Here is a 12,781-nt window from a genome sequence, read left to right as displayed (position 1 = left end):
TCAACGTTATTCAGCTAATTCGTCTGCAAACTCAGCCTGATACATCTCTTAAGGATTTCGTTTCACCTTCATATCTTTTGGGAAATATTTTAAAAATAAATTCCATTAAATCCATGGCCATTCCACCACTCTAACTAAAAATGACCTCTTTATTGTAACTTATTCCCCTAACGTTGTGCAAATATTTCCTTTATATTCACCAAAACTCACAATTAAGATAAAAGAGACTGTAAAATTTCCTCCATTGTAATTCTATTACTAGTGACTTGAGCCTGTTTAAAACAGGCATGTGCACATCTATTGCTCATCCTCTTCCCTATCTACACCTACTAGAATGTATTACTAACAAAAATGATTAATTAAATAGCACCATTCGTTAATCCAGAATAAGCATGTAGTGTCTAACAGTTGTCATTTTATTTGAAGTCTCAAATTCCCCTTTTAAAAAATAAAATTATTTTATCGATTAGTTATTCATAACTTAATAAAATTTATGATAAAGACCATTAAACTAAAAATAGAAAAAAATGTATAACAATTCTGAATTTTTAAAAGGAATCTTCACTTTCTTGACGTATAGCATGTCAGGAGGTGATCATTATGCCAGTCAAAACGAAGCTCGTCTCTATCATCCAACGAGCTGAAACCTTAAAGGCAAGTGATATTCATTTCATCTTAAAAGAGAATAAAATACTCGTTCAATTCCGTGTTGGAGCTTTTATGATTCCTCATGAAGCCATTCCCATTTCTTTATATGAGCAGTTGCTCGCCTATATTAAATTTCAAGCCTCACTCACTCTCACGCATCCCCGTCAACCCCAATCGGGATTATTACAGCTTCAGACTGACTCGACCATCTATTATACACGAGTCTCCATTCTCCCCACCTCACACTATCAAAGTCTTGTCCTACGCCTCATTAATCATCAACAACAAAAAACACTCGATGACATCCCTTACTTTATTCAGAATGTCGATATTTTAAAAGATATGGCGAAGATGCAGGCTGGACTTATCCTAATTAGCGGACCAACTGTTGCACTATTCTGAAAACCGAAAATATAAATACATATCGTTTAGGAGGAATAGCAATGTTGGAATCAAAAAAAGAGAATTATTGTGGATGTAATGTAACTATGTATAGAATCGGCGATCACCTTTGGATTTCTAACGTAATGACAAATGAACAACATTTAGTTAATCAATTTGACTACAATAAAATGATGTGGGTGCAAACAACCTATACAACAGATGAAATTGAAGAGTTGTTTAACATATCCAGTCATGTTCTTAAATAATATAAAAAGCAGTTAGGTAGCGAATGGCTACTTAACTGCCTTTTTATTATCTATTATTCTTCTAGTAACTTAAATGCTCTATCTAATATTGCTTTATATTTTTAATTGTAAGTTAAATCCAATAGCAACGATTACATAAAGGATTTGACGGATTATAGTCTGTGCCGACAGATAAAATACATCCACAATTATTGCAGTAAACAACACATCCTGGTTCTACAAATGCTTTACGAAGATGAAATGGATTTTTTCTAGGGAATAATGCCATAGTTAAACCTCCTTTCAAACTAAGCGAATAATCACACATTTAGTTATGTTCGATATTCCAATTATAGTAAGAAGGGAGTTATTTTATGTCTGTTTCTTAAAAACATAGATTCTTTTAAACAGAAAATGCTGCTTTTAGTATTTAGTTTGGTCAAAATTTTAATTCAAATGGTAGCAGATATGTAAAAGAGGTGTACTATTCAGTTTTTACAACGCTTGTTTGTTACTCCCTTTGATCCACATTCTTAAATAACAAAAAAGCAGTTCGTTAGCCAATGGCTACTTAACTGCCTTTTTTGTTTTGAATTCAACTTTATCAGTTTAAAAGTTAATCCTGTACTATTCTAATTGTTAAATAAGATATACTTCACATGGCAGGTCTAATAGTTCATCATGTGATAAATTCTCTTGATTATTGAATGACAGAAAGTTATGTAAACTAACGCACATCCCACTTCCAGCTTCTGTATAAAGATACTCACCTGTAAGACTATTAAAAATCATATAGAAACTATGATCATCCTCATACTGTTGGTTCTCCATATCCCACGTTTCGCAAATTCCCTCCCTGATTTTAATGTTGTATTCAGGAATATGAATAGCCCTTTGCTCTAACCATAACCTATGTTCCTGATTTTGCTCTTCAAAAAGATCATAACCCTCAACATCTTGTCCTTCTAAATAATTTTCCAGCTCTTTTAATTGCATATCCTCTCCCCCTTATTATTAATAAATATGAATAAGAGGACGATTTATTCTGTATAAAAGGATTTATTTAATTTTTCATGATGTAATCATCAAGTTTTCAATTATTCTTCTAGTAACTTAAACGCTCTCTCTAATGCCTTGTCATACTCTCTTTGTGCCACTTCATCAAATTCATTATCCTTAATTAATAGAGCCTTTAATAATAATAGTGAATCTAATCTTTCTTCAAATTGTTTTTCCTTTGTCATTTTTATCACCTCATATCACTATACGATTATTAAAGATGATTTCCTTTTTTAAATTTAACTTCCTATAGAAAATGAAAAAGCAGCAATCGTTAAACGACTAATGCCTTTTATGATAGTGATATATTTGTGTGATACATAAAATAATGACTTACTTAGTTTACCACAATTTTTCTTCATTAAACATATTTTTTCACTAAAAAAGAGCCACTACTGATGTAATGGCTCTTTCCTATATTAAGCTAATGTAATTTCTTCAACACGTTTCGTTGTTAAAGAGGCACCTGCAATACTCGCGTATTTTAAGTCAGGTTGTGTCTCATTTAAGACTAATACTTCACTATCAATCACATAATTCATGAAGTCTAAAATTTTATCGTCTGATAAATCTTCTGTTGGATTGTTAATCTCAATTGAGCGTGTTTTATTCTGAGTATCTTTGAATTTACAAGTTAATGTGTATGTTTCTTCCATAATCTTATCCCCCTATCATTTATTATTGTTTACTAAAGCTGACGATAATCGGCAACTACCGTTTTAGTATGAGTTCCAGATGATAACGCGATATATTTATCTCTAAACTCTGATAACTCATCATCCGTTGTGTCTAATCGAACATTTGAAAAAGACTTAGCCTTTACAATGTCGTTCCCCTCATCGTCTTGACCAGCCGTTAAATAAATAGATAACTTGCGATCATAAATATCTTGCATCTTTAATTCCCCCCGAATTCATTATGTTTTTTGAAGGTTAGCGCCACCTACCCTTTAATTATATCCCCATTTACGTTTCCATCCAAAAGCATAAAAATCCCGCTACACTAAATAAAAGGTCTTGGTACTGCCCCATCGCAGGGATGCAAGTAACAAGACCTTAAGTTTTAGGTTAGAATTGAAGAAGCGGTTTTCTTTGTAGCGGGAGACCTATGATTATATAAATTCATATTTTATATCCTTTTTTAAGATTTCATTCTCCTTTTTTAAACGTAACATTTTTTTGCTTCATACGTCTAATTTCCTCTAATGCAATCTCAGTATTATCAATTGTGGCAATTAGAGAAAACTGTTTGATCTATTTATAGATAGTAACTTCTGACACACCATATTCACGACTAAGGTCTTTGACTAAACGTCCCTTTTTATAAAGTTCAACAATCATTGATTTAAATTCAGTATTATATTTTTTGATAGCGACACATTCTTTGATTAAGTCTAGTATAACGACTTAACTTATGTGTATACATAAAACTATACTAGAACCACATACTCAAAATATAAAAAATAACTTTCTATAAATTGACACAATGAAAAGTATCAAATTATACTCCAAACCATCGTTTGTTACAATCTCTTCGACTTCTTCAGGTACCGTATCTTTAATAAGATTCTTTTGAATATACTTTGTGTCAAACAGATTTTCTGCAATAAGAGCATATCCCCCTAGCTGAACATCTACATCTCTGTTGTCTCCATAGTTCTCATCTAATATGCCTAATGTTTCTGATAACCGTAACTTTACTTCGTCTGGTAGTCGTAAATGTTTTACTTCTCTTTGGTATCTTACTTTTTGCATAAAAATAACCTCCCTGAAATGAATTATTCAAATTTATAATATATATTTGAATTTGTATTCATTTCAAAAAGGTTATTATTAATTGCATAGTAATATTATAGTGTTATGTCTCATCTATGCTTCCTTATTTTTGTATAATAGCCTGCATAGTAGAATCATATTCATAATTATTAATTTTTCCGTCAACAATAAGCTGTATTGCTTCTTGTATAATTGGAAGTGGAACTACAAACCATTCTTTAGGATAACGTTTATTCCCATCCTTGTCTATAACTTCAAATAGAACGTTAACCTCATTAAAGAATGAATGAATTGTTGCCTCTAAATTTAATACATTTATATTATAACATCGTACAGTTAACTCTACCTGAACTTGACTCATCAAATACGTTGGCTCATTTGGAGCATTTTTAATCCTCTCGGTAACATCACCACTACACATGCCTATTTTGTATAAATCTTTCATATTAGAAACATTAGGATCAGCGCTCATACTTTTTAATACATAAATATAACCATTTTGTACATCATCATCTGAAATCTCAACAGAATTATTAACTGTTTCTATCGGCTCACTCACCCCAAATCCATCTTTTAATAGTGCTTTATATAAAGATCGATACAACATATCTGACTCTGTCCCATTATCAAATACACAATGTGTTCTTCCATCTTTTCTAATACGCACTCCGCTATCATATTGTTTTTCCTGCTCAGTATGTTCACTTTTTTCAAGATAAAGTAAAACTCCTCTTAATACAAAAAATTTTCCCTCTGATAAATCATGTTGACTAAATTTGACTAGCTTTCGAACACCGCTTTTCAACTCAGTATGGACTTGCTCAAACATTCCCTCATACTCATCAAAATTCTCACATATATTTCTTCTAGAGATATAGTCAGGACGTATTCTATCAGTCTTTTTTACGTGTTTTAGTGAAAAGATACTATCCTCCATTTCATCTATATTAAGAAGATTTAATGGATCATCCCTAAGAAGCTCTTCAATAGTTACTGATTTTGTCTGTTCAACTTTGAGTAAATCATAAAAATCAAATGGCAACAAAATTTTCACTTTTTGAGGACTATTTCTAATACCTTGCAAACGAGATGCCAACATAAACTCTGTAATATCCGCACCTAATTTAGGTTCTCTCCCATTTTCCTCATAAAAATTATTAATTTCCTCAAAGCTGCTAATTAGTCTTTGCTCAGAGGGTGTACGTTCAGTTGTCTGCTTTGCATCTGATATGTCTAACAAGCCAAGATGGTCATCAGCAAAAATCTCTGCAAACTTATTCCTATTCATTTTTCTGCTCCCTTTTAACTTGTCGTAAATACACAAGTGCTTCTGCCAATCGTCTTTCATGTGGATCCAATGCATCCAATGAAGGATGTCTTCTGGTTACTTTAACGAACTCTTGAATCTTAGGCCATAAATATATTGCTTCATCATCTGTCATATTAACTTTAAATGCTGCAACACATTCCTGAATAGATTTTAATACTCTCGGAGTCATATTCTTTGAAATCACTTCATAAGCCTGTTGAAACGGATTAACTGAATCAATTAAATCGATACTTAACTCTTCAATATTTATAAATTGATCTACCAACTTAATCAATCTTTTATCTCCATGAGTACTTTTTTCAGAATGCCTAATAACCATATCCGCCACAAGATGTTCTCTTACTGTCTCCACCTCATCATCTAGCAAGTCAGGATATTTTGTCATTATAATCTTTGGTAAAAATACATGGTTGATAACATCAGTATCTACTGCTCCTGAGAATGACTTCACCATATCAGGATCCTGTAAAATGCTTGCCTTTAATTCAGTTAAATCTGAATCCAAAATATTCTTTACTCTTGGTGTTATAGGTTCTCTCAAGCCTTTAATTTTTATAGTTTTACTACTATTAGTAGTATCATCACCATTCTTTGGCTTAAAATTAAAATTTGGTGCAAGAACTTGTTCCATTAGTAATGAGGCCGCTATAGCCTTCAACATATTGTTAACAGCCTCAATAACTTCGTTATTTTCGGCATCTGGTTCGGCTATAAGATTAGTAAATTGTGCATGGGTTTTATTACTACTATCCCGAGTACACCTTCCAATAATCTGAATTATTTCTGTCAATGATCCTCTATATCCGACTGTCAATGCATGTTCACAGTACTTCCAATCAAATCCTTCTTTTGCCATGCCTAATGCAATAATTAAATCTACATCATCCAACGAGGATACATTCCTTAAAAAAGTTATTGTTTTCTCTCTTTCAGTCGCATTATCATTCACTAAATCTGCTACTTTAATAATTTTTCCATCTGTTCGCTTTACAGAAATAATATTAGTTTCACTATTAACATCAACAATCTCTCCAATTTTGTCAAGGATTGTATCCACTTCAATATACTTATCTTTAGTCGATTCCCCTGAATTTACATTAGGTATATGCAGAATAGTTTTCTTATTTGTGTCAAGTACTTCATCAATTGCCTCTGTATAACGCCCATGATAAAAATGAAATCCAATTCCTAACGATTTTAAAAAAGTATAACCGTTCAACTGTTCATAATAATTATAAGTAACCTTGTAGAATTTTGCCTCATCCTCTGGCATTAAAACTGGAATACCATCTCCTCTGAAATAAGAACCAGTCATAGCCAAAATATGTGCACTAGTGCTGTCCATTAGCATTCGTACTAACTCACCTAATTTACTTTCGTAGTTTGCTGACACATGATGAAATTCATCAATTGCAATTAGACAATTGTTAAACTTTGTAACTCCAAATTTATCAAATGCAAATCTTAATGTAGAATGCGTACATATTAACTTATCAGAATCAGAATCCAAAAAACGCCCTAATGCTGATACCTTTCTTGACTCTCCTCCCGGAAGACATAAGTTATATTCATCTTCTACTATCCAATCACTGTGAAATCCAAAATCAGATAATTTTGTGTTTTTAAATGAGCCACCTATTGAACGTTCAGGCACCGCAACAATTACCTTAGATACCTGTTTTGTTTTTAGTTTATCCAATGCAATAAACATAAGAGCTCTTGACTTTCCTGATGCTGGAGGTGCTTTCAAAAGCAAATATTGTGCATTTCTAGCTTCATATGCCTTAGCTTGCATCTCTCTCATTCCCAGTTTATTTGTCTGTATACTCTTCCCAGTTGCTTCATAATTTACGTTGACTATATTTTCAGTCATCTGAATCACCCCTCCTTTATGGTTTTATATAATAAAAACATCGAGTCAAGTCTTTCTTGATCAGAACAAAATTCTTCTTTTTTATAGCAGCTCTCTACAACTTTATCTAATAATTTATGTGCATATTTTAATCCCTGTGGCATAGTATCTTCATTATATAAGTCTCTTAAAGTCATTTCCGAATGATTTTCTCGTTCTAAAATCACCTGTAATGAAGCTTTAGAAATGTCCTGTTTCTGTTCTTTTGTTAACTCAGGTAGCGGAAATGTATTATAACCTAATACATTGGAATATCTAGGTCGCGTTTCTAAACCTCCACATACTATTCTTGCCCATAAATTATGCATCTTTGACGAAATAATACCAAACACCCATGGTTCTGCATCATAAATAGTAAAACATAGATTGGTTACAACAACATCTCTTCCTACATAACCAATTTGAAAATATTCTCTATTTTCTGATGAAACTGCCGGAATTACAAGTGTATACTTCTGTGGTATATGTATTTCTCGAAAACGATGTGGATTTTCTTTCATTTGAGCAGAGCATTTACTATCTAGTCGATATTCCCTTACTCTTTCAATTCTGTCTGCAATAAGTGGAATACTTATTGCCTCTGTTAATTCATTATCTGAAATCCATAAGCACCACCTTTCGATTCCCTTTATAAATTCATTAGCTCCTACCACACGTCTTAGGAATTTAATTGATTCTGGGTATATGCTAACAAGTTCATCTTTTTCTTTTGGTGTTAATAATAGGGCTTCTCCGTAAGGCATATTACCTTTTATCATCTTAGGTAATTGTTTACTAATAGGTGCCCTATTTTCTTTTTGAATAATAACATTACCTTTAGTTAAATATGGACTAATATCATCTGCATCATACACTAAGTCATTTCTATAAATAGTCTTATGGTGTGGAAACATAATTGTTCTACATCCAATAACCACAACTGTTACAGCTGTATTATTTTTTCCACCATTTTTCCATTTAAATGCGGAGTAAGCAAATGATATGCAAATTCCTTTATTAAATAACATTGGCCATAATACTGGAACATGAGTACCTTGTGTCAAAGAATTAGTTGTAACAAAAGCAAACGCACAATTACTATCTTTTATATATTCACTTGCTAAATAAAACCAACATGTACAGTAGTCTAATTCCCCAATCTTTACTCCATTTTTTATTTCATCAGCAAATACCCTACCCATAGCATTTTTTTGTTTAGTACTAAGGTCCTTTCCTTTGTATGATGGATTGCCTATAATAAACACTTGATATCCAGACTTTGGACAAAAACTATTCCATTCTACATCCGTAGCTATATTGTTTATGATATTATGATCTGGCAACCTTAACGTTGCTATATCTGCTGTTTCATATTTTAACTTGCTAAACAGTAAACCAATTCTTGTTATTATTGAAGCTAAACCATTAGCTTCAATACCATAAAAGTTTTCTAAAACAACATATTCTTTTCTTTCATAAGGAATCTCTTGAGATTCTAAATAATCCTTTACATATAATTCAAGTCTTTTTAATTCTTTGTAGGAAATCATCAAAAAATTACCTGTACCACATGCTGGATCTAAAACTTTAATTCTCGATAATTTTTTTAAAAAATCTACTCCAGATACTTGTCCCTTTTTTATCTTCTCAAACTCTGTATCTAAATCATCCATAAATAGTGGTCCAATAACTTTATAAATATTGGCTGTGCTTGTATAGTTATAAGCAACAGCCTTTTCTTCTGGAAATGCTATATTTTGAATAAGTGCTCCCAATACTTCAGGCTCAACATCAGCCCAATCAAACTCACTTATTTCGATCAAAATTTTTCTAGTAGATTTATTGAAATTCAGCTCAAGTGGTGATAATTCTAATCCATAAATTGTATTATTAATCTTTGACCCAATATAATCATCGCTTTGTTCTTTATCTTCATATAATGCTCTAAAAAAGTCATCTAAGAAACTAGAAACATCACTTCCATCTGTTTTGGTATACTTAGTTAACCAGTAAAAAATAGATTTCTGCATTACAATATCAAAACTATCTGCAAAAAATGCTGTAATAAGAGCTGTTAATAACATCTTCAAAGATTCCTCTTTTCCAGCATTTAAGACAAGCATCTCGTTATAAAACTGTGCAAATTTTTCTCCAATTTTTACATCGACAGTCTTTCTATCATTGAGTATTGCTCGCTCCATTCCCATAAGTGGATAAAAGAAATCGCACTCCTTATACAGTTCCTTAATTGGACACGAGAGCCAATCACTTGTCTTAGAATCAAATGCCAAGATTTCTCTTGTATTCATTAGCATTACAATTCTTGCTTTACTTGTCGTATTCTTTCTCTTTTGTAACGCACTATATCGAGTATATAGATTTTCATTTAACGTAAACATATAAACCAACTTATTTGTAACACATACTTCAACATCTGTCTTTACACCATCTGTAATATTAAGTCTCATCAATGTAGCTTTAGGAATATTATAAATTTGTAAAAATTGATGCAAAAAAGTTGGTGTTCCTTCACTCTCACCTAAATTTTTTATCTGTTGTTGAAGTGCAGAATAATTAATCATTGTTACCCCCTTTCTTTGTATTCTAAAATACAATTAGCTACATATTCCGCAAGTTTAACTGGAACTGCATTACCAATTACTTGTTCCATTACTGTCTTACTTCCCACAAATTCAAACTCTTCTGGAAATGTTTGTATATAACTGCGTTCCTTTGTTGTAAGACTTCTTACTCCCTCTGATATATCAGCTTTATCAGCATTATGACGTTGATAACCACTAGGAATAGGACGATTAACCCCTCTTATTGTTGCACTCGGTTCATAAATGCTAAATACAGCTCGTCTATTATAACTACGAGGATGCATATAATAAAATTCTGTTTGAAGTGAATCTCCAAGATAATCATATAAAGTCATTTGCTTTTCACTGAGATTTGTTTCAAGTATTTCATCTAAAAATCCATCTTGTGCTTCAATATTCCCTATTAAAAAAAATCGCTTTCTTTTCTGAGGAACACCGCATCGAGAAGCATCGAGCACCTTGCTCGTAATTCCATAGCCTGCTTCTTTAAAAATTTTTATTGCTTCTGGAAGTATAGGCATCCTTTCTATGTTGTATACATTTTCCATGACAAACCATTTTGGTTTTATAGCCGCAATAATTTGTGCATATCGTATAGTTAAATTTGCTCTTTCCCCCATTTTTCTATTGCCGGCAATTGAAAAATCTTGGCAAGGAGGACCTCCAATTATTATATCTGGTTTTTTCCCTTTTAGTATTTCAATTGTATCATCATCATTAAGATCTTTTTTATAAACTGGGTGTTTAAAGTTCTTCTCATATATTTTTATAGCAGCATCCCAAATATCATAAGCCTCCATAATATTAAATCCTGCATTTTGAAATCCGCAAGACATACCACCACATCCGCAAAATAAATCTATAGTATTAATCATCTTCACATCCATTCTCGTATTCTAAAATTGCATTTGCAATATATTCTGCCAGTTTTACAGGTACAGCATTGCCAATCATCTGATTTGTATTTGTTCTATTCTCTTCAAATATAAATTCTTCTGGAAATGTTTGGATATAACTTCTTTCTTTTGGTGTCAAAGCTCTTACCTCTGGACCTATATCAACTAAATCCTGAGGATGCTTTTTATAGTTTGGTGGTATGGGTCTATCCACACCTCTTATCGTAACACATGGTTCATAAATGCTAAAAATTGCTCTTCTACTATAGCTTCTCGGAATCCTAAAGTAATATTCTACACCAAGTGAATCACCTAAATAGTCATGAATAGACATTGGTTTTTTTGATAATCCCGCATCTAATATATCCGATAAAAAATTGTCTTTTGCCCCCAAACAACCAATAAGGAATAATCTTTTTCTTTTTTGTGGTACACCACAAAGACTTGCATCTAAAATTTTCTCTGTCAATCCATATCCATTTTCTTTAAATATATTATAAATATTCTTATATATATCACTAACTCTGATTCTTGGTACATTTTCCATTACAAAATACTTTGGCATTGCTGTCGTAACGATATCAGTATATGTCTTTGAAAGTATAGCCCTACCCCGCGTTTCATCACGGTGCCCTGCTGATGAAAAATCTTGACAAGGCGGTCCTCCAATAATAATCTGTGGCTTAAAACTAGCAACTTCTGATACTATACTTTCATCAGATAAATCTCTCTCATATATTATGTGCTTAAAATTCTTTCTATAAGTCTCAACTGCAGGCTTCCAGTTATCATACGCTGCAAGAATATCATATCCTGCATTCTGAAATCCGAGTGACATTCCGCCACACCCACAAAATAAATCGACTGTCCTAAACATTATTTTTCCTCACCTTCAACATTATCAACAAAACTACAGATGTCTCCGATATCACATTCTAGTATTTCACATATGTTTTTTAAAGCAGCCAATGATACATCCTCGTTTTTATTTAAACGTGTAAACACACCTGCTGAAAGCTTTGCTTTCTTTCTCAATTCACTTTTACTCATATTATTTTCAATTAACATTATCCATAATTTTTTATAATCAATGTGCATCTTTTGACCTCTCATTATCATGTATCAAATTATTATTAGATACTATACTAATTCTATCATAATTCTCTTCACTCCTCAATATTCCTTCAATAAATACAGTTAGATTCTAACTATATTTAAGTAGTTTTCATTAAAGTTCATATTTTGTAACTAAATTAAATTCTTAGTTTAGTTCTTACTGAATTAATCAACTTCAAGCAAATAGACTAGACAATTTAAATAATTTTATATTAATGTCTATTTTCGCTTATTTGAAAATAAAAAAGCTTTTGGATATAAAAGCAAGTTTCCCAAAGCCCATAATGCAAAAAAATTAAATATTATCCTTTAACTCCCTATAGTACCAATTAATATCTAAATCTTATCTAATTTCTCAGATTCTTTTATTTATAGGCTCTGTTTTAGAAGAGTGTTGATCTTTAACTAAAATCATGAACTCAGCGTGTATGATGTTCATGGATTAGTTAATCAAACTTGATGATATCAACGATTTCAGGCATCAACATTTATTTAAAACACAGCCTATTTATATGTATACTTTTACCACTAAGCATACATATAAATATTTACTCTAAACATCTTTCATCGATACTTCCAAATTCAGTAAAACTATCCCCTATTTATGATACGGTTCACCATCTCTTATGCTAAATCACATCTCTATTGAATTAAATGTTTCTCCAATTCTTATAAGCTTTATTACATATCTTTTAATTTATGGTATATATAATTTTTTAATATCATATATCTTGAAAATCACTTGTAACATGTATATGAACGTGGATGCTAACCGAAATACCCCCTGTTAAATAAAAAACTAAACATCAAGACATATGCCCACACCGTATGTAA

At 31.8% G+C, this 12,781-nt stretch carries 14 protein-coding genes and 1 pseudogene; 2 read left to right on the top strand and 13 right to left on the bottom strand.

The window, feature by feature from the left end; genetic code table 11:
- The first annotated feature begins 600 nt into the window (after window positions 1-600).
- Window positions 601-1,050 carry an ATPase, T2SS/T4P/T4SS family gene (locus J0J69_RS00595; protein ID WP_212725515.1) on the top strand — a complete coding sequence of 150 codons (450 nt, stop codon included), beginning with the start codon at window positions 601-603 and terminating at the stop codon, window positions 1,048-1,050.
- A gap of 41 nt (window positions 1,051-1,091) precedes the next feature.
- Window positions 1,092-1,298, top strand: coding sequence for a hypothetical protein (locus J0J69_RS00590; protein ID WP_212725516.1), 207 nt, complete (start codon window positions 1,092-1,094; stop codon window positions 1,296-1,298).
- 112 nt (window positions 1,299-1,410) lie between these two features.
- On the opposite strand, the gene J0J69_RS00585 is transcribed toward J0J69_RS00590, so the two are convergent.
- The 13 genes and pseudogenes from J0J69_RS00585 to J0J69_RS00525 form a co-directional block, all read right to left on the bottom strand.
- Window positions 1,411-1,566 carry a hypothetical protein gene (locus J0J69_RS00585; protein WP_212725517.1) on the bottom strand — a complete coding sequence of 52 codons (156 nt, stop codon included), beginning with the start codon at window positions 1,564-1,566 and terminating at the stop codon, window positions 1,411-1,413.
- A 350-nt stretch (window positions 1,567-1,916) separates the two neighbouring features.
- The gene (locus J0J69_RS00580; RefSeq protein ID WP_212725518.1) at window positions 1,917-2,273 is read right to left on the bottom strand and encodes a hypothetical protein; all 357 of its coding nucleotides are present in this window, start codon (window positions 2,271-2,273) and stop codon (window positions 1,917-1,919) included.
- A gap of 101 nt (window positions 2,274-2,374) precedes the next feature.
- A complete protein-coding gene (locus J0J69_RS00575) occupies window positions 2,375-2,521 on the bottom strand; it encodes a hypothetical protein (protein ID WP_212725519.1) in 147 nt (48 codons plus the stop codon).
- Window positions 2,522-2,755: 234 nt separating this feature from the next.
- On the bottom strand, window positions 2,756-2,992 hold the full coding sequence (locus tag J0J69_RS00570; protein ID WP_212725520.1) for a DUF2922 family protein: 237 nt from the start codon (window positions 2,990-2,992) through the stop codon (window positions 2,756-2,758).
- A gap of 32 nt (window positions 2,993-3,024) precedes the next feature.
- Window positions 3,025-3,231 carry a DUF1659 domain-containing protein gene (locus J0J69_RS00565; RefSeq protein ID WP_212725521.1) on the bottom strand — a complete coding sequence of 69 codons (207 nt, stop codon included), beginning with the start codon at window positions 3,229-3,231 and terminating at the stop codon, window positions 3,025-3,027.
- Window positions 3,232-3,471: 240 nt separating this feature from the next.
- Window positions 3,472-3,676, bottom strand: a pseudogene (locus tag J0J69_RS00560) (helix-turn-helix domain-containing protein); the annotation flags it as partial.
- A gap of 108 nt (window positions 3,677-3,784) precedes the next feature.
- Window positions 3,785-4,090, bottom strand: a complete 306-nt coding sequence (locus tag J0J69_RS00555; protein ID WP_212725522.1) for a hypothetical protein — start codon at window positions 4,088-4,090, stop codon at window positions 3,785-3,787.
- Between the two features lie 124 nt (window positions 4,091-4,214).
- The gene (locus J0J69_RS00550) at window positions 4,215-5,399 is read right to left on the bottom strand and encodes a GIY-YIG nuclease family protein (protein WP_212725523.1); all 1,185 of its coding nucleotides are present in this window, start codon (window positions 5,397-5,399) and stop codon (window positions 4,215-4,217) included.
- The gene (locus J0J69_RS00545; protein ID WP_212725524.1) at window positions 5,392-7,314 is read right to left on the bottom strand and encodes a DEAD/DEAH box helicase; all 1,923 of its coding nucleotides are present in this window, start codon (window positions 7,312-7,314) and stop codon (window positions 5,392-5,394) included. The genes J0J69_RS00550 and J0J69_RS00545 overlap by 8 nt, the downstream gene beginning before the upstream one ends.
- Window positions 7,315-7,319: 5 nt before the next feature.
- Window positions 7,320-9,914 (bottom strand): type IIL restriction-modification enzyme MmeI, encoded by a 2,595-nt coding sequence (locus J0J69_RS00540; protein WP_212725525.1) that lies wholly within the window; start codon window positions 9,912-9,914, stop codon window positions 7,320-7,322.
- A 2-nt stretch (window positions 9,915-9,916) separates the two neighbouring features.
- Window positions 9,917-10,810, bottom strand: a complete 894-nt coding sequence (locus J0J69_RS00535) for a DNA cytosine methyltransferase (RefSeq protein ID WP_212725526.1) — start codon at window positions 10,808-10,810, stop codon at window positions 9,917-9,919.
- Window positions 10,803-11,708, bottom strand: coding sequence for a DNA cytosine methyltransferase (locus J0J69_RS00530; protein ID WP_212725527.1), 906 nt, complete (start codon window positions 11,706-11,708; stop codon window positions 10,803-10,805). The genes J0J69_RS00535 and J0J69_RS00530 overlap by 8 nt, the downstream gene beginning before the upstream one ends.
- Window positions 11,708-11,929 carry a helix-turn-helix domain-containing protein gene (locus J0J69_RS00525; protein ID WP_212725528.1) on the bottom strand — a complete coding sequence of 74 codons (222 nt, stop codon included), beginning with the start codon at window positions 11,927-11,929 and terminating at the stop codon, window positions 11,708-11,710. The genes J0J69_RS00530 and J0J69_RS00525 overlap by 1 nt, the downstream gene beginning before the upstream one ends.
- Between the last annotated feature and the right edge of the window lie 852 nt (window positions 11,930-12,781).

This window comes from Turicibacter bilis, assembly GCF_024499055.1.
Taxonomy (GTDB): Bacteria; Bacillota_I; Bacilli_A; order MOL361; family Turicibacteraceae; genus Turicibacter; species Turicibacter bilis.
The sequence above is the reverse complement of the archived record's forward strand: the minus strand, read 5'-3'. Positions and strand labels throughout refer to the sequence as shown.

What these genes read in the sequence shown, in the direction of transcription:
- J0J69_RS00580 (WP_212725518.1), bottom strand. Translation starts at nt 2,273, where the DNA reads ATGCAATTAAAAGAGCTGGAAAATTATTTAGAAGGACAAGATGTTGAG.
- J0J69_RS00535 (WP_212725526.1), bottom strand. Translation starts at nt 10,810, where the DNA reads ATGATTAATACTATAGATTTATTTTGCGGATGTGGTGGTATGTCTTGC.
- J0J69_RS00575 (WP_212725519.1), bottom strand. Translation starts at nt 2,521, where the DNA reads ATGACAAAGGAAAAACAATTTGAAGAAAGATTAGATTCACTATTATTA.
- J0J69_RS00595 (WP_212725515.1), top strand. Translation starts at nt 601, where the DNA reads ATGCCAGTCAAAACGAAGCTCGTCTCTATCATCCAACGAGCTGAAACC.
- J0J69_RS00555 (WP_212725522.1), bottom strand. Translation starts at nt 4,090, where the DNA reads ATGCAAAAAGTAAGATACCAAAGAGAAGTAAAACATTTACGACTACCA.
- J0J69_RS00565 (WP_212725521.1), bottom strand. Translation starts at nt 3,231, where the DNA reads ATGCAAGATATTTATGATCGCAAGTTATCTATTTATTTAACGGCTGGT.
- J0J69_RS00550 (WP_212725523.1), bottom strand. Translation starts at nt 5,399, where the DNA reads ATGAATAGGAATAAGTTTGCAGAGATTTTTGCTGATGACCATCTTGGC.
- J0J69_RS00590 (WP_212725516.1), top strand. Translation starts at nt 1,092, where the DNA reads ATGTTGGAATCAAAAAAAGAGAATTATTGTGGATGTAATGTAACTATG.
- J0J69_RS00530 (WP_212725527.1), bottom strand. Translation starts at nt 11,708, where the DNA reads ATGTTTAGGACAGTCGATTTATTTTGTGGGTGTGGCGGAATGTCACTC.
- J0J69_RS00545 (WP_212725524.1), bottom strand. Translation starts at nt 7,314, where the DNA reads ATGACTGAAAATATAGTCAACGTAAATTATGAAGCAACTGGGAAGAGT.
- J0J69_RS00570 (WP_212725520.1), bottom strand. Translation starts at nt 2,992, where the DNA reads ATGGAAGAAACATACACATTAACTTGTAAATTCAAAGATACTCAGAAT.
- J0J69_RS00525 (WP_212725528.1), bottom strand. Translation starts at nt 11,929, where the DNA reads ATGCACATTGATTATAAAAAATTATGGATAATGTTAATTGAAAATAAT.
- J0J69_RS00585 (WP_212725517.1), bottom strand. Translation starts at nt 1,566, where the DNA reads ATGGCATTATTCCCTAGAAAAAATCCATTTCATCTTCGTAAAGCATTT.
- J0J69_RS00540 (WP_212725525.1), bottom strand. Translation starts at nt 9,914, where the DNA reads ATGATTAATTATTCTGCACTTCAACAACAGATAAAAAATTTAGGTGAG.